Below are 20,618 nucleotides of genomic sequence, written 5' to 3'. Positions count from 1 at the left end.
GGGAATGGCAATGAAATACCTCCTGTGGCTGCTCAAGGCAGCCATTTTTTTTACGCTCTTCGCCTTCGCGCTGAACAACCAGCACGACGCGACCGTCTACTTCTTCTTCGGCACCCACTGGCGCGCACCGCTGGTGCTCGTCGTGCTCGCCGCCTTTGCCGGCGGGCTCGTGGTGGGCGCCCTGGGCATGCTGCCGGGCTGGTGGAAACACCGCGCCGCCGCGGCAGCACAAGCACCCTCGGCGACCGAAGCCCTCTCCACAACAACGGCATCGACGGCCGTGCCCGCCCCGGCCGCGGCACCGTCCATCTCCGCCACCGACCTTCCCGCCGTACGTCAACATGGACTTTGATCCCAGCTGGCTGCTGATCGGCCTGCCCGTCGCCTTCGTGCTCGGGTGGCTCGCATCGCGCTTCGACATCCGCCAGCTCAAGCTCGAGAACCGGCAGGCGCCCAAGGCCTACTTTCGCGGCCTGAACTTCCTGCTCAACGAGCAGCAGGACCAGGCCATCGACGCCTTCATCGAGGCCGTGCAGAACGATCCCGACACGCAAGAGCTGCACTTCGCGCTCGGCAACCTGTTCCGCCGCCGCGGCGAATACCAGCGCGCCGTGCGCGTGCACGAGCACCTGCTCGGCCGCGGCGACCTGAGCCGCACCGACCGCGAGCGCGCACAGCACGCACTCGCGCAAGACTTCCTGCGCGCCGGCCTGCTCGACCGCGCCGAAGCCGCGCTGCAGAAGCTCGAAGGCACGCGTTACGAGAACGAGGCGCGCCTCTCGCTGCTCGCCATTTACGAGCGTTCGCGCGAATGGGCCCAGGCCGCCGACGTGGCGCAGAAACTGGACGAGTCCGACCAGGCCAGCTACGCCACGCGCCGCGCGCATCACCTCTGCGAGCAAGCGACCGAACGCGTGGCAGCCGGCGACTTACCCGCAGCAGCAAAGCTGCTCGCGCAGGCCGTCGAGCTGGCCCCGCAAGCGCCGCGCCCGGCCATCGACACCGCCAACCTGCAACTGCGCAACGGCAACGCGGCCGCAGCCTTCGACACGCTCGTGGCACTGAGCGACACCGCGCCGCTCGCGCTGCCCCTGTACGCCGCGGCGCTGCAACAGGCGGCGGTGGCAGCGCACCGCGAAGCCGAGGCGCTCGCGCTGCTGCAGCGGCGCTATGCCGACTCGCCATCGATCGATGTGCTCGAAGCGCTGATCGCACTCGGCGGCACGCCGTCGGCGACGGCCGCCGCCGATGAGCAACAGCCGCCCGCTCCGCGCGACGGCTATATCGCCCACCTCGCGCACCAGCCCTCGCTGGTCGCCGCATCGCGCTGGCTCGCGGGCGAAAAGTTCGAGCACGAGCAGTTCCATCCGCAAGTGCAACGCGCGCTCGACCAGGCCACCCGCCCGCTGATGCGCTACCGCTGCGCCGCCTGCGGTTTCGAGGCGCACCAGTACTTCTGGCACTGCCCCGGCTGCCAGGCCTGGGACAGCTATCCGCCGCGCCGCGTCGAAGAACTCTGAGCAAGGTTCCGACCACGTTTCGGAACAATGGTCACCGGGGCGGAGACCTCGTCAACGCCCCTTTCCCTGGTCTCGTTGAACGCCAGCCGACGTGTTTGTCGGCTGTCAGTCATACCAACAAATCAGGGAGTTTTTCAATCATGTTCAAGAAGATCCTGGCCCTCTCGGCCATGCTGATCGCGGCCGCTTCGTTCGCTGCCGTCGACGTCAACAAGGGCACCGAAGCCGAGCTCGACGGCCTCAATGGCGTCGGACCCGCCATGTCCAAGCGCATCCTCGAGGCGCGCAAGCAAGGCGAATTCAAGGACTGGCCCGACCTCATGCAACGTGTGAAGGGCGTGAAGGAGAAGAAGGCCCAGAAGCTCTCGGCCGAAGGCCTCACGGTGAATGGCCAGGCCTTCGGCGGTGCGGCACCGGCCACATCGAAGGAAGCGAAGGCTCCCAAGGCTGCCAAGCCCTGATCCCGCATATATAGCAACCGCAAAAGCCGCCCTCGAGGCGGCTTTTTCATGCGTGCACCAAGGCAGGGAAATGCCTCAGAGATGGCCCGGAATTTGCACGTATGCTCATTTTCGTTTTCACTTTCATACGTTCCGGAGCGCTCAATGAATCACAAGTTCGGCATTGCCCTCGCTGGCCTGACCCTCGGCGCAGCAGCCTTTGCGCAGACCAAGTGGGACCTGCCCACCGCCTACCCGGCGAGCAACTTCCACACGGAGAACATCACCCAGTTCGCAAGCGATGTCGACAAGGGCAGCGGCGGCAAGCTCAAGATCACCGTGCATGCCAACGCGTCGCTCTTCAAGGCGCCCGAGATCAAGCGCGCCGTGCAAGGCGGCCAGGCGCAGCTCGGCGAGATCCTTCTGGTGAACTACCAGAACGAATGGCAGATGTTCGGTGCCGACGGCATTCCGTTCCTGGCCGACAGCTACGACGCCGCCTGGAAGCTCTACCAGGCGCAGAAGCCCGCGCTCGAGAAGAAGCTCGCCGAGCAAGGCATCCAGCTGCTCTACACGGTGGCGTGGCCGCCGCAAGGCATCTTCGTGAAGAAGGAAATCGCATCGGCCGCCGACCTGAAGGGCGTGAAGTGGCGCGCCTACAGCCCCGCCACGGCGCGCATCGGCGAACTCGTCGGCGCGCAGCCCGTCACGGTGCAGCAGGCCGAGTTGTCGCAGGCCATGGCCACCGGCGTGATCGAGTCGTACATGTCCTCGGGCTCCACCGGCTACGACACCAAGACCTACGAGTACATCAAGAACTTCTACGACACGCAGGCGTGGCTTCCGAAGAACGCGGTGCTCATGAACAAGAAGGCCTTCGACGCGCTCGACAAGCCCACGCAGGACGCGGTGCTCAAGGCCGCGGCCGACGCCGAGAAGCGCGGCTGGGACCTCTCGAAGAAGAAGAACGTCGAATACCTCGACCTTCTCAAGAAGAACGGCATGACGGTGCATGTGCCCTCGGCGCAGCTCAAGACCGACATGAAGAAAGTGGGCGACACCATGATCAAGGAGTGGACCGAAAAGGCCGGCCCCGAAGGCCAGGCCGTCATCGACGCCTACAAGAAGATGTGATCGGGTCTAGAACTGCACCCGATGCGCAAGACGCTTGATCTTCTCTACATGAGCGCCGCCGCACTGGCGGCGCTTTTCATGATCGGCCTGCTGGTGATGGTGCTCCTGTCCATCATCGGCCGGCAACTTCACTTCAACATTCCGGGCATCGACGCCTACGCCGGCTACCTGATGGCCGGTGCCGGTTTTCTCGCGCTCGCGCACACGCTAAAGCGCGGCGAACACATCCGCGTGACGCTGGTGCTGCAGCACCTGCCGCCCGCGGCGCAGCGCTGGCTCGAACGCTGGGCCATGGGCGCCGCGGCGCTGCTTGCACTGCTTTTTGCCTGGTACAGCGTGCGGCTGGTCTGGCAATCGCTCGACTACCACGACATCTCCACCGGCAACGACGCCACCCCGCTGTGGATACCGCAGCTGTCGATGGCGCTCGGCACCATCGTCTTCGCCGTCGCGGCGCTCGACGAATTCGTGATCGAGTGGCGCGGCCGCCCGGCCAAGCCCATCGAGACGGAGGCGCTGCGCCATGAGTGACATCGCCATCGCGGGCCTCCTGATCGCCGCGCTCTTCCTCATCCTGGGAAGCGGCGTGTGGATCGGCCTCACGCTCTCGGGCGTGGCATGGATCGCCATGCAGATCTTCTCGTCGCGCCCTGCCGGCGACGCCATGGCCGTGACCATCTGGGGCTCGGCCTCGAGCTGGACGCTCACCGCGCTGCCGCTCTTCGTGTGGATGGGCGAGATCCTGTTCCGCACGAGGCTTTCGCAGGACATGTTCAAGGGCCTCGCGCCCTGGATGCAGAGCCTGCCGGGCCGGCTCCTGCACACCAACGTGGTGGGCTGCGCGGTGTTCGCCGCGGTGTCGGGCTCCAGCGCCGCCACCTGCGCCACCATCGGCAAGATGAGCCTGCCGGAGCTCAAGCGCCGCGGCTACCCCGACGACATGGTCATCGGCACGCTGGCCGGTGCCGGCACGCTCGGGCTCCTGATCCCGCCCTCGATCATCATGATCGTCTACGGGGTGAGCGCGGACGTTTCGATCGCGCGGCTGTTCATCGCGGGCGTCATCCCGGGCATCCTGCTCGCGCTGCTGTTCTCGGGCTACATCGTGTTCTGGGCGCTGCGCAACCCCGACAAGGTGCCCGCGGCCGACGCGAAGCTGCCTTTCAAGGAGAAGCTCAAGGCCTCGATGTCGCTGATCCCCGTGGCGCTGCTGATCCTGTCGGTGCTCGGCTCCATCTACGCGGGCATTGCCACGGCCACCGAGGCGGCGGCCGTGGGCGTGGTCGGCGCGATGGTCATCTCGGGCGCACAGGGGTCGCTCACCTGGCACAGCTTCAAGGAAGCGCTGCTGGGCGCCACGCGCCTCTACTGCATGATGGCGTTGATCCTCGCAGGCGCAGCCTTCCTCACATTGGCGATGGGCTACATCGGCCTCCCGCGGCACCTGGCCGAATGGATCGGTTCGCTCGGGTTGTCGAAGTTCCAGCTCATCCTGATGCTGGCGGCCTTCTACATCGTGCTGGGGTGCTTCCTGGACGGCATCTCGATGGTGGTGCTGACCATGGGCGTGATCATGCCGACCGTCATCGCGGCGGGCATCGATCCGGTGTGGTTCGGGATCTTCGTCGTGCTGGTGGTCGAGATGGCGCAGATCACGCCGCCTGTGGGCTTCAACCTCTTCGTGCTGCAGGGCATGACGGGCAAGGACCTGCTCTACATCGCGCGCGTGACGCTGCCGATGTTCGTGCTCATGATGGCGGCGGTGCTGCTCATCTACTTCGTGCCGCAGCTGGTGACATGGCTGCCCCAGCAGATGGCACCCTGAACCCAGCGAAGCCAGGCCCCTCGCGCCGACAATAGCCCCATGCTGCTTCCGATTCTTGCGATCTGCGTCGGCGCCTCGGTCGGCGCTTTGGCCCGCTGGGGCCTGGCCCTCTGGTTCGGCGTTGGTGGTCTCATGCCCTGGGGCACGCTGGCGGCCAACCTGATCGGCGGCTATCTCATCGGCATCGCCATCGCCGTGTTCCAGTTGCTGCCCGACCTCGATCCGGTCTGGCGGCTCGCGCTGGTGACCGGTTTTCTCGGCGGCCTCACGACCTTCTCGAGCTTCTCGGCCGAGGTCACGACCATGCTGCTCGAAGGCCGGCTCGGCGTGGCCATGCTGACGGCCTCGGCCCACCTGGGCGGCTCGCTCTTTTGCACCTGGTTGGGCATCCGCACGGTGCAGGCGTTCTCAGCCTGATCGCCCCCAAAACCTCCTTATGTCCTGCGGTTATAGATAAGAGCTTCCATAGGGGCCGCCGATAGAATCGCCCCCAATGCCCCTGGTCTTTCTCGTCGCACTCCCCTTCATCGCCAGCGTGCTGGCCGCGTTGATGCCGTCCAACGCGCGCAACAGGGAGTCGACCCTCGCGGGCCTCGTCGCACTGGGCTGCGCCCTCCAGGTTGCATGGTTCTTTCCGCAGATCGCGCACGGCAATGTGCTGCGGCAAGAGATCGAATGGCTCCCCGCCCTGGGCCTGAACCTCGTGTTCCGCATGGACGGCTTCGCGTGGCTCTTCTGCATGCTGGTGCTGGGCATCGGCGCGCTGGTGGTGCTCTATGCGCGCTACTACATGTCGGCCTCCGACCCGGTGCCGCGCTTCTTCTCGTTCTTCCTCGCGTTCATGGGCGCGATGATGGGCGTGGTGCTCTCGGGCAACCTCATCCAGATGGTGCTGTTCTGGGAGCTCACCAGCCTCTTCTCGTTCCTGCTGATCGGCTACTGGCACCACCGGCGCGATGCGCGGCGCGGCGCGCGCATGGCTCTCACCGTCACCGGCGCGGGGGGCCTGTGCCTGCTGGCGGGCGTGCTGGTGCTGGGGCGCATCGTCGGCAGCTACGACCTCGACGTGGTGCTGGCCTCGGGCGACCTGATTCGCGCGCATGCGCTCTACCCGGTCGCGCTGGTGCTGGTGCTGCTCGGCGCCTTCACCAAGAGCGCTCAGTTCCCGTTCCATTTCTGGCTGCCGCGCGCCATGGCCGCGCCCACGCCGGTGTCGGCCTACCTGCACTCGGCCACGATGGTGAAGCTGGGCGTGTTCCTCATGGCGCGCCTGTGGCCCGTGCTCTCGGGCACCGAGCAGTGGTTCTGGCTGGTGGGCGGCGCGGGTGCGATCACGCTGCTGCTCGGCGGCTTCATCGCGATGTTCCAGCGCGACCTGAAGGCGCTCTTGGCCTACTCGACCATCTCGCACCTCGGGCTCATTACGCTGCTGCTGGGCCTGAACAGCCCGCTCGCAGCCGTGGCGGCAGTGTTCCACGTCATGAACCACGCGACCTTCAAGGCCTCGCTCTTCATGGCCGCCGGCATCATCGACCACGAGACCGGCACGCGCGACATCCGCAAGCTCAGCGGCCTCATGCGGCTGATGCCGATCACCGGCACGCTGGCCATCATTGCCAGCGCCTCGATGGCCGGCGTGCCGCTGCTCAACGGCTTTCTCTCGAAAGAAATGTTCTTCGCCGAGACGGTGTTCATCCAGTCCACGCCGTGGGTCGATTTCAGCCTGCCGGTCATCGCGACCATCGCCGGCATCTTCAGCGTGGCGTATTCCGCGCGCTTCGTGTTCGACGTGTTTTTCGGCCCGCCGTGCGGCGACGAAGTGCCCAAGCATCCGCACGAGCCGCCGCACTGGATGCGCGTGCCGGTCGAGCTGCTGGTGCTGATCTGCCTCGTGGTGGGCGTCGCGCCGGCGTGGTCCGTCGGGCCGATGCTGGCGGCGGCCGCCACCCCGGTCGTCGGCGGCACGCTGCCCGAATACAGCCTGGCCGTGTGGCACGGCTTCAACCTGCCGCTCGTGATGAGCTTCGTGGCGCTCGCGGGCGGCGCGGCGCTCTACCTGCTGCAGCGACGCCGCCGCGCGGGCGGCGGCCTCGAACACACGCCGCTCCTGCACCGCTTCGACGGCCAGGTCATCTTCGAGCACCTGCTCGCGCTCATGAGCGAAGCCGGCCGGCGCAGCCGCCGCCTTTTCGGCACGCGCCGCATGCAGACGCAACTCCTTCTGCTGGTGGTCGTGGCGGTGGCCGGCGCCTTCGCCGCGCTGATGCAGACACCCGCGGGCACCGGCACGCGCGAGCTGCTGCCGTTCTCGCCGATGTTCGCGATGACCTGGCTGATCGGCGGCGTCTGCGCGATCGCCGCTGCCTGGCAGGCCAAGTTCCACCGCCTCGCCGCGCTGATGCTGGCCGCGGCCGCGGGCCTGGTCTCGTGCGTGACCTACATCTGGTTCTCGGCGCCCGACCTCGCGCTCACGCAGCTGGTGGTCGAGGCGGTGACCACGGTGCTGATCCTCCTGGGCCTGCGCTGGCTGCCGATGCGCAGCAAGGACGTCATTCAACCCGCGCGCGCCCGCCTTCGCCCCTGGGGCCGGCGCGGGCGCGACCTGCTGGTGGCCATCGTGGCCGGCGGCGGCATGGCGGCGCTGGCCTGGGCCATGATGACGCGCACCTTCCCGCAGAGCATCTCGCCCTTCTTCCTGGAGCGCGCGCTCACCGAGGGCGGCGGCACCAACGTGGTCAACGTGATGCTGGTCGACTTCCGCGGCTTCGACACCTTCGGAGAGATCACGGTGCTCGGCGTGGTCGCGCTCACCGTGTACGCGCTGCTGCGGCGCTTCCGCCCGGCCATCGAGTCGATGGCGTTGCCGCCGCAGCAGCGCGCGCAATCCGACGACGGCAGCAGCGATTTGCTGAACCCGCGCCGCGCCAAGGACACCGCCGTGGGCTACCTCATGGTGCCGGCCGTGCTGGTGCGCCTGTTGCTGCCGCTGTCGGTGCTGGTGTCGGTCTACTTCTTCATGCGCGGCCACAACGCGCCGGGCGGCGGCTTCGTCGCGGGGCTGGTGATGTCGGTGGCACTGGTGCTGCAGTTCATCGTCTCGGGCACCGAGTGGGTCGAGGAGCACCTGCGCATCTACCCGCGCCGCTGGATCGCCATCGGCCTCCTGTTCGCGCTCGCGACCGGCAGCGGTGCGGTGTTCTTCGGCTATCCGTTCCTCACCACGCACACCGCCCACCTGCATCTGCCGGTGCTGGGCGACATCCACGTGCCCAGCGCCCTCTTCTTCGACATCGGCGTGTTCGCGCTGGTGCTCGGCGCCACCATGCTGATCCTCACCGCGCTGGCCCACCAGTCCATCCGCAGCCACCGCTGGGCCGACGAGCAGGCCGAGAAGGAAGCGCAGGCCGAGTCCGAGGCTGTGGAGGGAGCGCACTGATGGAAATCGTGCTCGCCATCGCCATCGGCGTACTGACCGGCTCGGGCGTCTACCTGCTGCTGCGTCCGCGCACCTTCCAGGTGATCATGGGCCTCACGCTCATCTCTTACGCGGTCAACCTCTTCATCTTCAGCATGGGCCGGCTCAAGGTCGACAGCGAGCCGGTGCTGATCCCCGGCTTCGCGGCCACGCTGGCCAACACCGCCGACCCGATGCCGCAGGCGCTGGTGCTCACCGCCATCGTCATCGGCTTCGCGATGACCGCGCTGTTCCTCGTGGTGCTGCTGGCTTCGCGCGGATTGACGGGCACCGACCATGTGGACGGCGAAGAGCGCCAGGAACAGGAAGAGGCGCGCGAATGAGCGAAGTCTTCCGCCTTCTCGACCAGCTGCTCGAATTCAGCATGCCGCACCTGGTGGCGGTGCCGATCCTGGTGCCGATGCTCACCGCCGCGCTGATGCTGCTGCTGGGCGAGAACCGGCGCCGCGCCAAGTCGTTCCTGAGCGTGGTCTCGGGCCTGGTGGGCCTTCTGGCCGCGCTCGCGCTGCTGCGCTGGGTGAACGCGGCCGACACCGGCGGCGGGGCGGGCTCCATCGGCGTCTACCTGCCCGGAAACTGGCACGCGCCCTTCGGCATCGTGCTGGTGGCCGACCGGCTCTCGACCATGATGGTGGCGCTCACCGGCGTGGTCGCCTTCGCCGCATCCATCTATTCCACCTCGCGCTGGGACCGCGCGGGCGTGCACTTCCATCCGCTGCTGCAATTGCAGCTCATGGGCCTGAACGGCGCCTTCCTCACCGGCGACCTGTTCAACCTCTTCGTGTTCTTCGAGGTGATGCTGGCCGCCTCTTACGGCCTGCTGCTGCACGGCTCCGGACGGCTGCGGGTGCAGGCCGGGCTGCACTACATCGCGATCAACCTCGCGGCTTCGTCGCTGTTCCTCATCGGCGCGTCGATGCTCTACGGCGCCACCGGCACGCTGAACATGGCCGACCTGGGGCTGCGCATCGCCCAGATCGCGCCGGCCGACCGCGGCCTGGTGCATGCGGCCGCGGCCATCCTCTTCACCGCCTTCTTCGCCAAGGCCGGCGCGTGGCCGCTCAACTTCTGGCTGGTGCCGGCCTACAGCGCGGCGGTGTCGCCGGTGGGCGCGGTGTTCGCGCTGCTCACCAAGCTGGGGGTCTACACCGTGCTGCGCCTGTGGACCGTGCTCTTCGCGCCCGACACCGGCGACTCGGCGGCGTTCGGCCAGGTGGTGCTGATCGGCGCGGGCATCGCCACGCTCTTCGTTGCCGCCATCGGCATCGTCGGCACGCAGCGCCTGTCGAACCTCGCGGGCTTCAGCGTGCTGATCTCGGCCGGCACGCTGCTCGCGGCGGTGGGCCTCGGCCAACCGGCGGTGTGGGCCGGCGCGCTGTTCTACCTCCTGAGCTCGACGCTGGCAGTGAGCGCCTTCTTCCTGCTCACCGACATGATCGAGCGCTGGCGCAACGCCGGCATGAGCGTGGCGCCGCACGAGGCCGCGGGCAACGCGCCGTTCCTTGCGGAAGACCTGCGCGCGCTCGACGACGTGAACCTCGACGACAACGCGCAGGCGCTCTACGGCCGCGCCATCCCGGCCGGCGTTGCCTTCCTCGGCCTGAGCTTCATGATCTGCACGCTGCTGCTCACCGGCTTGCCGCCGCTGTCGGGCTTCGTCGGCAAGTTCGCGATGCTCTCGGGGCTCATGGGCGGCAGTGCGGCGATCACCGTCGCGGGCTGGACCTTCCTCGTGCTGCTGATCGCCTCCGGCTTCCTCGCGCTGATCGCGCTCACGCGCACCGGCATCCGCCACTTCTGGACCCAGCCGCACGGGAACCTGCCCTCGCTGCCCGCAGTTGAAGTGCTGCCCGTGGCCGGCCTCATCGCCGCCTGCATCGCGCTCACTGTCTGGGCCGAGCCGGTGATGCGCCATGCAATGGCCACCGCCGAAGGTCTGCGCACGGCCGGCGCCTACCGCGCGGCGGTGATGAGCGCGCGACAGGTGCCGAATCCGCCGAAGGCCGACGCGAAGGGCGCCACGCCATGAAACGCCTGATTCCTTCGCCGCCGCTGTCGTTCGCGCTCTTCATCGTCTGGCTGCTGCTCAACCAGTCGGTCGAGGCCAGCACGCTGCTGTCCGGCGTGCTGCTGGCCATCGTGGTGCCGCTGCTGACCAAGGGCCTGCGGCCCGCCACGGTGCGCATGCGCCGCCCCGGCGTGGCGCTGAAGCTCTGGCTGGTCGTGCTCTACGACATGTCGCATTCCGTGTTCGCGGTCACGCGCGCGCTGCTGAGCCGGCGCAGCGAACAGATCCAGTCGAAGTTTGTCCTCATCCCGCTGGACATGCGCGACCCCAACGGCCTCGCGGTGCTCGCGATGATCATGTGCCTCACGCCCGGCACCGCCTGGGGCGAGGTCGCCTTCGACCGCAGCGTGCTGCTGATCCACGTGTTCGACCTGGAGGACGAAGCCGCCTTCATCGCGCAGATCAAGACCCGCTACGAACGCCCGCTGATGGAGATCTTCGAATCATGACGCCCATCCTCTTCTGGTCGCTCAAGTTCGCGCTGTTCCTGCTGGCGGTGGCGATGCTGTGCGCCCTCACCCGCCTCCTGATCGGACCCTCCGCGCAAGACCGTGTGATGGCGCTGGACTGCCTCTACATCAACGGCATGCTGATGATGCTGGTGCTGGGCATCGTCTACGCGAGCGACGTGTACTTCGGTGCCGCCATGCTGATCGCGCTGTTCGGCTTCGTGGGCTCGACGGTGATGGCCAAGTTCCTGCTGCGCGGGGAGGTGATCGAATGACCGATCCAGTGCTGGGCCCGCTGCCGCTTTGGGCCGAAATCGTCACCGCGGTGTTCGTGGTCTTGGGCGCGGCCTTCGCGGCCATCGGCTCCTTCGGCCTGGTACGGCTGCCGACCTTCTTTCGCCGCATCCACGCGCCCACGCTGGGCGCCACCGGCGGCGTGTGGTCGATGACGGTCGCCACCATCGTCTATTTCTCGGTGCAGAGCCACGGCATCTTCCTGCACGCGGTGCTGATCGTGCTGTTCGTGGCGCTCACCACGCCGGTCACCACCATCTTCCTGATGCGCGCGGCGCTGTTCCGCGAGCGGCAAAAGAGCGGCGACGTCCCTCCTTCTGCGCAGTCGGACCAGGCGCCGATCCCCAAGCGGATGGCCGAGGAAGAGTAGAAGAAGAAAAAGAAGGAAGGGCTGGCGGGCCTGCGGCCAACGCCGTCTCAAGCGGCCAAGCGCTCCTTGGCGCGTGCCACTTCCATCTCGCGCGGCAGCGGCACCGTGTTCTTCACCGCAAGAATCTCGGCCATCACGCTCACCGCGATCTCCGGCGGCGTCTTGCTGCCGATGTAGATGCCGATGGGGCCGCGAAGGCGCGCGAGCGACTCGTCGGTCTGGTCGAAGTGCTCGATCATGCGGTCGCGCCGCGCCTCGGCATTGCGGCGCGAGCCGATGGCGCCCACGTAGAACGCATCGCTCTGCAAGGCCTCGAGCAGCGCAAGGTCGTCGAGCTTCGGATCGTGCGTGAGCGCGACCACGCAGCTGCGGCGGTCGGGCCGGAAGGCCAGCACCGCGTCGTCAGGCATCTCGGTCGTGATCGTCACGCCGGGCAGCGACCACGCGGTGCGGTACTCGGCGCGCGGATCGCACAACGTGACCGCGAAGCCGCTGAACTTGGCCATCGTCGCGAGGTACTCGGCGAGCTGGCCGGCACCGATGAGCAACATGCGGTACTCGGGGCCGAAGGTGTTGGTGAGCTCGGTGTCGTCCACCTTGAGCTCGTCGGGTGCGGTGGCTTCGGTGAGCTTCACCGCGCCGGTCGCGAGCGTCACGGTGCGCTGCATGAGCCGGCCTTTTTCGAGCTGGGCCACGAGCGTGTCGAGCGCGGCGGCATCGGGGTCGTATTCGAGCAGCAGCTCCAGCGTGCCGCCGCAGGGCAAGCCGAAGCGGTGCGCCTCGTCGGCGGTGATGCCGTACTTCACGAGTGCGGGCGGCGTGCCCAAGGGCACGCTCTCGCCGTTGCCGTGCGCGCGGCTGTAGCGCGCGATCAAGTCGTCCTCGATGCAGCCGCCCGAGACCGAACCGACCACCGCGCCATCGTCCGCCAGCGCCATGATCGAGCCGACCGGCCGGGGCGACGAGCCCCAGGTGCGCACCACGGTGGTCAGCAGCGCGCGCTTGCCGGCCTGCCGCCAGTCGCGTAGCGTGCGCAGGACCATGACGTCGAGGTTTTCCATGGCGTCGTTGCCTTCAGTTCGCGTCGTCCGATGCGGGATCGCCATCCTTCTTGCCCAGACCCATCTTCTTCATGAGGCCGGACATCATGCCGGCCTTCTCGGCTGGCGCCTCGGCCGCGTCCCCGGCGGCGGACGGCGGCGGGCCGTAGCGGCTTTGCATTTCGGCCTCGAAGCGCTTGAAGAAATCGTCGGCGGTCGACTTGGCGGCGCCGTCGATCAGGCGCTGGCCCAGTTGGGCGATCTTGCCGCCGACCTGCGCCTGCACGGTGTAGTCGAGTTCGCAGCCGGCCGGAGCCGGGGCGGCCTCGGCAGGGGCGCTGTCAGCGGGGGCGGCATCTGCGGCGACAGGCGTCTCGGCTGCACCGGCCACCGGCTTGAGCGTCACGCTCGAAGAGCCCTTCGCAAACCCCGCCACGCCGCCCTGCCCTTCGAAGGTGAGCTTGTAGCCATCGGGCGCCACGATGTCCGACAGCACCACCTTGCCGCTGAACTTGGCCGACACCGGACCGATCTTCAGTGCGAGCCCCACGCTGTACTGGTTGTCGCCGGTGAGCTCGAACTTGTCGCAGCCGGGAATGCACTTCTTGAGCGTCTCGGGGTCGTTGAGCGCTTCCCAGGCCTGTTGTTGGGTGACGCCGAGGCGGCGGTTTCCGAGCATTTCCATGGTGGTTCTTCCTTGTTTTATTTGGGGGTCTAGCGACCGGACCGCATCAGCGCGGCGAGGCTGGCGGCGAGTTGTTCGAGGGCACTGAGATTGTGAACCGCGAGCATCGCGTCCGCGTGGCGGTGCAGCACGGTGGCCCCACGCGCCAGAGGGGCGTAGCCCTCGAAGCGCAACAGCGGGTTGAGCCACAGCAGCCGGCGCGAATGGCGCTTGAGCCACAGCAATTCGTTCTCCAGCACGGCGGGCTCGCCGGTGTCCAGTCCGTCGCTGATCACCAGCACGAGCGTGCGGCGGCCGGTGAGGCGACGCGCATGCGCACGCCGGAGTTCGGCCAGCGAACTGCCCAGCCGCGTGCCGCCCGCGAAATCGTCGATGGCGAGGCTGGCCGCACCGAGCATGGCGTCGGTATCGGCGAGCCGGAACGCAGGCGTCAGGTCGGTCAACCGGGTGCCGAAGGCGAACACGTCGCGCCGCCCGGCTCTTCGCGTGGACGCATGCAGAAACGCGAGCAGCAGGCGCGCATAGCGCTCCATCGAGCCCGACACGTCGACCAGCACCAGCAACGGCAGGGGTTGCTCCCGCCGAGAGAGTCGCGGCAGGCGCAGGATCTCGCCGCCGGTGCGCGCGGCCTCGTGCAGCACGCCGGGCCAGTGCATGCGCGCATGCTGCCGGCCGGCATCGCCCGCCGCGCGCAAACGGCGCGAAGGCAGCGAAGGAATCGGCAGCGTCACGTCGCGCGCGAGCCGCTCGACCAAACGGTATTCGGAGGCGCCGAGCGCGTTGAAATCCGCATGCTGCAGACTCTGGCGGTCGCTCGATGTCATGGCGGCATCGAACTCGATTTCCTTGTCGGGCTTGGCGGCCACGGCCGGCTTCGTGGGATCGCGCGGCGCCGTCAGGGCCTCGCGCACGCGCGGCCGGCGCTTGGAGGGTTCGGCCTTTCCCTCGGCGCTCGGCAGCATCTGGGCAAGCAGCTTGTTCGCCAACTCGGGATCGCGGAACCAAGCATCGAAGAGTTCGCGGAACACCATGCGGTCCTGCTCGCGGCTGACCATCACGGCTTCCATCGCGGCGCTCAGGTCGAGCTTGTCTTCCACGCCAACCAGGGTGACCGCTTCGGCGGCGAGCGCGATGCGCATGGCATCGGTGCGCACACCGGCACGGCGCAGCGCGCGGCCAAAGGCGGTGATGTTGCTGGCGAGCTTGCCGCTGCGGACGTCGCCGAGTTGCTGGATGCCGGCCATGCGCAACGGCCTCGGTCTGCGGCCGCGCTCAGGGCGCGACCGGCTCCTCGGGTTTCAGGAGGTCCGACGCCAGCTCGCGGGTGAGCGCCGCCACGTCGTCGCGCTGCTTGAAGAGGATGCCGGCGGTGTCGACCACCACCTCGGGATCGAGCTCGACGGTATCGAGCGCAATCAGCGCCCTCGCCCATTCGACGCTCTCGGCGATGCCGGGCGCGCGCTGGAAGGCGTTGATGAACGGCGCATCGCGCAGCCGTGCGACGAAGGCGGCGACCTGCGCCGAGAGCTTCTCGCCGGCCTGCGGCACCTGGGCCCGCACGATCGCCAGTTCGCGCTCGCGCTCGGGGTAGTCGAGCCAGTGATAGAGACAGCGCCGCTTCACTGCATCGTTGAGTTCGCGCGTGCGGTTGCTCGTGAGGATGGTGACCGGCGGCACGACCGCGCGCACCGTGCCGAGTTCGGGAATGCTCACCTGGTATTCGCCGAGGTACTCGAGGAGGAAGGCCTCGAAGGGCTCGTCGGCCCGATCGACTTCGTCGATCAGCAGCACGGCACCGGGCGCGGGCGTCTGCAGCGCCTGCAGCAGCGGACGGCGGATCAGGTAGTGCGGCTGATAGACCTCGGCTTCCACGTCACGTGCCGCACCTGTGGCTTCTGCCGCGCGCATGTGCAGCAGCTGCGCCGCGTAGTTCCATTCGTAGAGCGCCTCGCGCTGCTCCAGCCCGTCGTAGCACTGCAACCGCAGCAGCTCGCGGTTGAGCGCCTTCGACAGCGCCTTGGCCAGCTCGGTCTTGCCGACGCCGGGCTCGCCCTCGAGCAGCAGCGGACGCTGCAGCTTGAGCGCGAGGAACACGGCGGTCGCCAGGCGCCGGTCGGCGAAATAGCCGGCCTGCATCAAGCCTTCGGAGAGGGAGTCGATGGTCGGGAAGATCATGGCAAAGGGTAGCGGAAGACGCGAGCGCATCGCGCCTTCCGGTGATCGGCTTGCTGCTTCAGCCGAGCGCCTTGGTGACGGCGCGTTGCGTAAGCACGCTGATCAGGTTCGCGCGATAAGCAGCCGAAGCGTGCAGGTCGCTGTTGAGATCGCTCGCATCGATCTTCACGGCCGCAGCGGCTGCCGCGGTGAAGTTCTTGTTGAGCGCATCCTCGAGCCCCGCATGGCGGAACACGCCGTTGCCCGCGCCGGTGATGGCCACGCGCACGCCGCTGTCGTACTGCGCGAGAAAGATGCCGACGAGCGGGAAGTGCGAGGCCTTCTGGCGCAGCTTCTCGTACACGGCGCGCTTCGGGACAGGAAAGCGGATCGCGGTGATCAGCTCGTCCTCTTCCAGCGCGGTGGTGAACAGGCCCTGGAAGAAATCGTCGGCTGCAATTTCGCGCTTCGAGGTGATGACCGTGGCGCCGGAGCCCAGCACCGCGCTCGGATAGCACGCGGCCGGGTCGTTGTTGGCCACCGAGCCGCCGATGGTGCCCATCGCGCGCACCTGCCGGTCGCCGATGCGCGAGGCCAGGTCGGCCAGTGCCGGGTAGGCGGCTTTCACGTCGGCGTTGTTCGCCACGTCGAGGTGACGCGACATCGCACCGATGGTGATGGTGCCGCCATCTTTCTTGATGCCGGTGAGTTCCTTGATACCGCCCAGGTCCACCAGCTGCTCGGGTGCGGAGAGCCTGAGCTTCATGGAGGCAAGGAGCGTCTGGCCGCCGGCGAGCGGCTTGGCGCCACCGGCAATGAGTTTGGCCGCATCGGCCACGGTGGCTGGCCGTTCGAGTGTGAAGGCGTACATGGGGTGTGATTCCTTCTGTGTTGTTGTTCAGGGAGCGGGACGGCCTTGGGTGCTGGCGGCGAGCGAGGGCGCTTGCGCGTCCTGCGGCGTGCCGCCCTTCTGCATGGCTTCCCAGACGCGGCTGGAAGATGCAGGCATGTCGAAATCCTTGACGCCGAGCGGCGCCAGTGCGTCGAGCACCGCGTTGATCACGGCGGGCGGCGAGCCGATGGCCCCCGCCTCGCCGCAGCCCTTGGTGCCCAGCGGGTTGTGCGTGCACGGGGTGCACACGGTATCGAGCTTGAACTGCGGAAAGTCGCCAGCGCGCGGCATCGCGTAGTCCATGAAGCTGCCGGTGAGGAGCTGGCCGGTCTCGTTGTCGTAGACGCAGTTTTCCAGCAGCGCCTGGCCTATGCCCTGCACCAGCCCGCCGTGCACCTGGCCCTCCACGATCATCGGATTGATGATGGTGCCGAAGTCGTCCACCGCGGTGAAACGGTCGACCTTCACTTCGCCGGTCTGCTTGTCGATCTCGACCTCGCAGATGTAGGTGCCGCCCGGGAAGGTGAAGTTGGTCGGGTCGTAGAAGGCTGTTTCGTTCAGGCCGGGCTCCAGCTTGTCGAGCGGGTAGTTGTGCGGCACGTAGGCCGTGAGCGCCACCTGGCCGAAGGGGATCTTCTTGTCGGTGCCCTTGACGGTGAACTCGCCGTTGGCGAACTCGATGTCGGCATCGCTCGCCTCCATCAGGTGCGCGGCGATCTTCTTGGCCTTGGTCTCGATCTTGTCGAGCGCCTTCATGATGGCCGCGCCGCCCACCGAAATGGAGCGCGAACCGTAGGTGCCCATGCCGAAGGGCACGCGGCCGGTGTCGCCGTGCACCACGTCGACGTTCTCGACCGGAATGCCCAGCCGCGCGGCTACAACCTGCGCGAAGGTGGTCTCGTGGCCCTGGCCGTGGCTGTGCGAGCCGGTGAACACCGTCACGCTGCCGGTCGGGTGCACGCGGATCTCGCCGCATTCGAAGAGACCCGCCCGTGCACCGAGTGCACCCGCGATGTTCGAGGGCGCGATACCGCAGGCCTCGATGTAGCTGGAGTACCCGATGCCGCGCAGCTTGCCCTTGGCCTCGGTCGCCGACTTGCGCTGCGCATAGCCTTCGACGTCTGCCAGCACCCGCGCCTTGTCCATGCACGCATGGAAGTCGCCGGTGTCGTACTGCAGCGCCACGGGCGTCTGGTACGGGAAGGTCGTGATGAAGTTGCGCTTGCGGATCTCGTCCTGGCCCAGGTTCATTTCCCAGGCGCAGCGCGACACCAGTCGCTCCAGCAGGTAGGTGGCTTCGGGCCGCCCCGCGCCGCGGTAGGCATCGACCGGCGCGGTGTTGGTGAACCACGCATCGACCTCGACGTAGATCTGCGGCGTCGTGTACTGGCCCGCGAGCAGCGTGGCGTAGAGGATGGTCGGTACCGCGGTCGAAAAGGTCGAGAGGTATGCGCCGAGGTTGGCGTCGGTGTGCACGCGCATCGCGAGGAACTTGCCGTCCTTGTCCATCGCCATCTCGGCGTGGCTCACATGGTCGCGGCCGTGCGCATCGGACAGGAAGCACTCCGAGCGCTCGGCCGTCCACTTGATGTTGCGGTTGAGCTGCTTGGCGGCCCAGGTGAGGCACACGTCTTCGGCGTACAGGAAGATCTTGGAGCCGAAGCCGCCGCCCACGTCGGGCGCGATCACGCGCACCTTGTGCTCTGGCAGGCCCAGCACGAAGGCCGTCATCAGGAGGCGTTCGACGTGCGGATTCTGGTTCGACACGTACAGCGTGTAGTCGTCGGTGCCGCGGCTGTAGCTGCCGATGGCAACGCGCGGCTCGATCGGGTTGGGAATGAGCCGGTTGTTGACGAGGTCGAGCTTGGTGATGTGCGCGGCCGTGGTGAACACGTTGTCGACCGCCGCCTTGTCGCCGAGCACCCACTTGTAGCACTGGTTGTCGGGCGCTTCGTCGTGCAGCGTGGTGCTGCCGGTCTTCTTCGCGGCATCGGCCACGCTCACCAGCGCGGGCAGCACCTCGTAGTCGACCACCACGGCTTCGGCGGCGTTCTTGGCCTGCTCGACCGTCTCGGCCACCACCATGGCCACGTGGTCGCCCACATAACGCACCTTCTTGATCGCGAGGATCGGGTGCATCGGCTCCTTCATGGGGGTGCCGTCGGGGTTGTTGATGAGCCAGCCGCAGGGCAGGCCGCCCATCTTTCCCTCGATGTCCTTGCCGCTGAAGATGCCGACCACGCCGGGCATCTTCGAGGCCTCGGCGATATCGATCGACTTGATGACCGCGTGGGCGTGCGGCGAGCGCACGAAGACCGCATGGCTCTGGTTGGCCAGCGTGATGTCGTCGGTGTAGTTGCCGGCGCCGGTCAGGAAGCGATAGTCTTCCTTGCGCCGCAGGGCCTCACCGATATGGGGCAGGTTCGAGAAGTCGGAAGCACCCATGATGTTGCTCCCTTCACGCCGTGGCGGTGGTCTTGACCGGAGTGCCCGAGGCCATCGCCTCGCCGCCCATCTTCACGGCCTTCACGATGTTCTGATAGCCGGTGCAGCGGCACAGGTTGCCGTCGAGCAGCTCGCGAATTTCCGATTCGCTCGATTTGGGGTGGTGGGTGCAGAGGTCGATGGCGCTCATGACCATGCCGGGGGTGCAGAAACCGCACTGAAGGCCATGGCATTCCTTGAAGGCCGCCTGCATGGGGTGCATGGTGCCGTCGGCTTCGGCGATGCCCTCGATGGTGGTGATGTCGGCGCCGGCCGCCTGGGCGACCAGCACGTTGCAAGACTTGATGGCCCGGCCGTTGACGTGGACGGTGCAGGCGCCGCACTGGGCGGTGTCGCAGCCGACGTGGGTTCCGGTGAGGTGAAGGTGCTCGCGGATCGCGTGCACAAGGAAGGTGTTTGGCGGTGCGTCGACCGTGACTGCGCGGCCGTTGACCTTGAAAGCTACCTGCATGTGGCTGTCTCCGTGAAAGGTGATGGCTGGTTCAGCGAAAGGCATCTTGGATGCCCACCTTTCGCACTATCCTAGGCAAAACCCTCGACACTTGCGCAGTGCCCGCGAAATTCTCAAAATGAAACAGCTTGCCTTTCGGTGAGCCAGGAAAAGCGGGGCCACCCGCGCGAACCCACACGATGAATACCACGATCGTTTCGCCTCCCCCCGAGCGCTCCCTGGCCATTGCCCAAGCCCGGCGCGAGCTGCTCCACGGCGATGCGCCGCACGCCCGGAGCACGGTGCGCATCGATCCCTGGATCACCCGTTCATGGCAGCGCTGCATCGAGGCCGGACGCCGCCCGCAGCAGCGGGTGAGCTTCGATCCGGTGAGCCGGTCGGCCAGCCGCGAGGCAACCGAGCGCAACCGGGCGCTGGTCACGGCCGCCCGGCCGGTGATCGAACGCCTCTCCCGCGCCATTGCCGACACCCGCTATTTCGCGATCCTGACCGACGCCGACGGCATCGTGATCGACGTGGGCGCGCTGCCCGACGGCACCGACACCGCCAGCCGCTACGCGCGGGACATCGGCCGGATCGGGGTCGATCTTTCGGAATGCGCGATCGGCACTTCGGCCATCAGCACCGCGCTGGCCGAGCAGGAATCGGTGTGGCTGCACCGCGGCGAGCACTTTTTCGACGACACCAGCGTCTACAGCTGCGCCGGCGCGCCGCTCTTCGGCCCCCGGGGCGACTGCATCGGCATGCTCGACCTGAGCGGGGTCCAGACGGTGGAGCGGCCCGAGTTGCGGCACCTGGCCACCCTCTCGGCGCGCAGCATCGAGAACATGCTGGTCATGCAGGACCCGTGCGAGCTGCGGCTGCACCTGGCTTGGCCGGGCCATCCGGGCAACGAGGCCACCGAGGGCCTGGTCTGCATCGACGCCAGCGGCAACGTCACCGGCGCCAACGCCGCCGCGCGGCAGATGCTGCACCAGCCCCTGGCGCGCGGCCAGCACGCCCTGCATTTCAACGACCTGTTCGCGCTCCCGCTGCACATGATGTTCGATGCCGCCCGCCGTGGCGATGCGGCGCTCGAGGTGCCGCTGTGGTCGGGCCTGCGGGTGCAGGTGCGGCCCCAGCGCGGCGGCAGCGGCGCGGGCGGGACAGTGCCCGATGCGCGGCCAAGGCTGCGCGATGTGGAAACCGCATTGATTCGCAAGGCCGTGGCCGATGCGCGCGGCAATGTGGCAGAGGCCGCACGCGCGCTGGGCATCAGCCGCGCGACGGTGTATCGCAAGCTCTGGCGCGGCCGGCCGGCCGGCGCGCCGGACTGA

The 20,618-nt window shown here is 67.6% G+C and carries 21 protein-coding genes; 14 read left to right on the top strand and 7 right to left on the bottom strand.

From position 1 onward, the window contains the following. Positions 1–10: 10 nt before the first annotated feature. From VARPA_RS08905 to mnhG, 13 genes are all read left to right on the top strand, one after another. Positions 11–352: a LapA family protein gene (locus VARPA_RS08905; RefSeq protein ID WP_013540223.1), complete on the top strand. Its 342-nt coding sequence runs from the start codon at positions 11–13 to the stop codon at positions 350–352. Continuing rightward, complete coding sequence (gene lapB, locus VARPA_RS08900) at positions 342–1,520, top strand: lipopolysaccharide assembly protein LapB (protein ID WP_013540222.1); 1,179 nt, start codon at positions 342–344, stop codon at positions 1,518–1,520. Before VARPA_RS08905 ends, lapB begins: the two co-directional genes overlap by 11 nt. 140 nt (positions 1,521–1,660) lie before the next feature. Continuing rightward, the gene (locus tag VARPA_RS08895) at positions 1,661–1,981 is read left to right on the top strand and encodes a ComEA family DNA-binding protein (RefSeq protein ID WP_013540221.1); all 321 of its coding nucleotides are present in this window, start codon (positions 1,661–1,663) and stop codon (positions 1,979–1,981) included. Between the two features lie 144 nt (positions 1,982–2,125). After that, positions 2,126–3,094: a TRAP transporter substrate-binding protein gene (locus VARPA_RS08890; RefSeq protein WP_013540220.1), complete on the top strand. Its 969-nt coding sequence runs from the start codon at positions 2,126–2,128 to the stop codon at positions 3,092–3,094. A gap of 21 nt (positions 3,095–3,115) precedes the next feature. Next, on the top strand, positions 3,116–3,625 hold the full coding sequence (locus tag VARPA_RS08885; protein WP_013540219.1) for a TRAP transporter small permease: 510 nt from the start codon (positions 3,116–3,118) through the stop codon (positions 3,623–3,625). Then, a complete protein-coding gene (locus VARPA_RS08880) occupies positions 3,618–4,919 on the top strand; it encodes a TRAP transporter large permease (protein ID WP_013540218.1) in 1,302 nt (433 codons plus the stop codon). Before VARPA_RS08885 ends, VARPA_RS08880 begins: the two co-directional genes overlap by 8 nt. A 39-nt stretch (positions 4,920–4,958) precedes the next feature. Beyond that, entirely contained in the window at positions 4,959–5,336 is a 378-nt protein-coding gene (gene crcB, locus VARPA_RS08875) for a fluoride efflux transporter CrcB (protein ID WP_013540217.1), read from the top strand. Positions 5,337–5,412: 76 nt separating this feature from the next. Further along, positions 5,413–8,355, top strand: a complete 2,943-nt coding sequence (locus VARPA_RS08870) for a monovalent cation/H+ antiporter subunit A (protein WP_013540216.1) — start codon at positions 5,413–5,415, stop codon at positions 8,353–8,355. Then, positions 8,355–8,717, top strand: a complete 363-nt coding sequence (locus VARPA_RS08865) for a Na+/H+ antiporter subunit C (protein ID WP_013540215.1) — start codon at positions 8,355–8,357, stop codon at positions 8,715–8,717. Before VARPA_RS08870 ends, VARPA_RS08865 begins: the two co-directional genes overlap by 1 nt. Then, on the top strand, positions 8,714–10,423 hold the full coding sequence (locus tag VARPA_RS08860) for a monovalent cation/H+ antiporter subunit D (protein ID WP_013540214.1): 1,710 nt from the start codon (positions 8,714–8,716) through the stop codon (positions 10,421–10,423). Before VARPA_RS08865 ends, VARPA_RS08860 begins: the two co-directional genes overlap by 4 nt. Then, positions 10,420–10,911 (top strand): Na+/H+ antiporter subunit E, encoded by a 492-nt coding sequence (locus VARPA_RS08855; RefSeq protein ID WP_013540213.1) that lies wholly within the window; start codon positions 10,420–10,422, stop codon positions 10,909–10,911. Before VARPA_RS08860 ends, VARPA_RS08855 begins: the two co-directional genes overlap by 4 nt. Next, complete coding sequence (locus VARPA_RS08850) at positions 10,908–11,186, top strand: K+/H+ antiporter subunit F (protein WP_013540212.1); 279 nt, start codon at positions 10,908–10,910, stop codon at positions 11,184–11,186. The genes VARPA_RS08855 and VARPA_RS08850 overlap by 4 nt, the downstream gene beginning before the upstream one ends. Further along, a complete protein-coding gene (gene mnhG / locus VARPA_RS08845) occupies positions 11,183–11,575 on the top strand; it encodes a monovalent cation/H(+) antiporter subunit G (protein ID WP_013540211.1) in 393 nt (130 codons plus the stop codon). The genes VARPA_RS08850 and mnhG overlap by 4 nt, the downstream gene beginning before the upstream one ends. A 47-nt stretch (positions 11,576–11,622) precedes the next feature. Here mnhG and VARPA_RS08840 read toward each other — a convergent pair whose 3' ends face one another. The 7 genes from VARPA_RS08840 to VARPA_RS08810 are packed head-to-tail and all read right to left on the bottom strand — an operon-like array spanning position 11,623 to position 19,302. Further along, complete coding sequence (locus tag VARPA_RS08840; RefSeq protein ID WP_013540210.1) at positions 11,623–12,636, bottom strand: XdhC family protein; 1,014 nt, start codon at positions 12,634–12,636, stop codon at positions 11,623–11,625. 13 nt (positions 12,637–12,649) lie between these two features. Next, positions 12,650–13,300, bottom strand: a complete 651-nt coding sequence (locus tag VARPA_RS08835) for a CoxG family protein (protein WP_013540209.1) — start codon at positions 13,298–13,300, stop codon at positions 12,650–12,652. A gap of 29 nt (positions 13,301–13,329) precedes the next feature. After that, positions 13,330–14,544 (bottom strand): vWA domain-containing protein, encoded by a 1,215-nt coding sequence (locus VARPA_RS08830; RefSeq protein WP_013540208.1) that lies wholly within the window; start codon positions 14,542–14,544, stop codon positions 13,330–13,332. Between the two features lie 28 nt (positions 14,545–14,572). Beyond that, entirely contained in the window at positions 14,573–15,475 is a 903-nt protein-coding gene (locus tag VARPA_RS08825) for an AAA family ATPase (RefSeq protein ID WP_041942826.1), read from the bottom strand. Positions 15,476–15,533: 58 nt separating this feature from the next. After that, positions 15,534–16,325 carry an FAD binding domain-containing protein gene (locus VARPA_RS08820; RefSeq protein ID WP_013540206.1) on the bottom strand — a complete coding sequence of 264 codons (792 nt, stop codon included), beginning with the start codon at positions 16,323–16,325 and terminating at the stop codon, positions 15,534–15,536. 27 nt (positions 16,326–16,352) lie between these two features. Then, positions 16,353–18,791 carry a xanthine dehydrogenase family protein molybdopterin-binding subunit gene (locus VARPA_RS08815; protein WP_013540205.1) on the bottom strand — a complete coding sequence of 813 codons (2,439 nt, stop codon included), beginning with the start codon at positions 18,789–18,791 and terminating at the stop codon, positions 16,353–16,355. A 13-nt stretch (positions 18,792–18,804) separates the two neighbouring features. Continuing rightward, entirely contained in the window at positions 18,805–19,302 is a 498-nt protein-coding gene (locus VARPA_RS08810) for a (2Fe-2S)-binding protein (protein WP_013540204.1), read from the bottom strand. Between the two features lie 179 nt (positions 19,303–19,481). On the opposite strand from VARPA_RS08810, the gene VARPA_RS08805 reads away from it, so the two are divergent. Further along, positions 19,482–20,618, top strand: a complete 1,137-nt coding sequence (locus VARPA_RS08805; protein ID WP_013540203.1) for a helix-turn-helix domain-containing protein — start codon at positions 19,482–19,484, stop codon at positions 20,616–20,618.

The sequence above is a fragment of the Variovorax paradoxus EPS genome, from assembly GCF_000184745.1.
In the GTDB taxonomy this organism is placed as follows: domain Bacteria; phylum Pseudomonadota; class Gammaproteobacteria; order Burkholderiales; family Burkholderiaceae_C; genus Variovorax; species Variovorax paradoxus_C.
The sequence above is the reverse complement of the archived record's forward strand: the minus strand, read 5'-3'. Positions and strand labels throughout refer to the sequence as shown.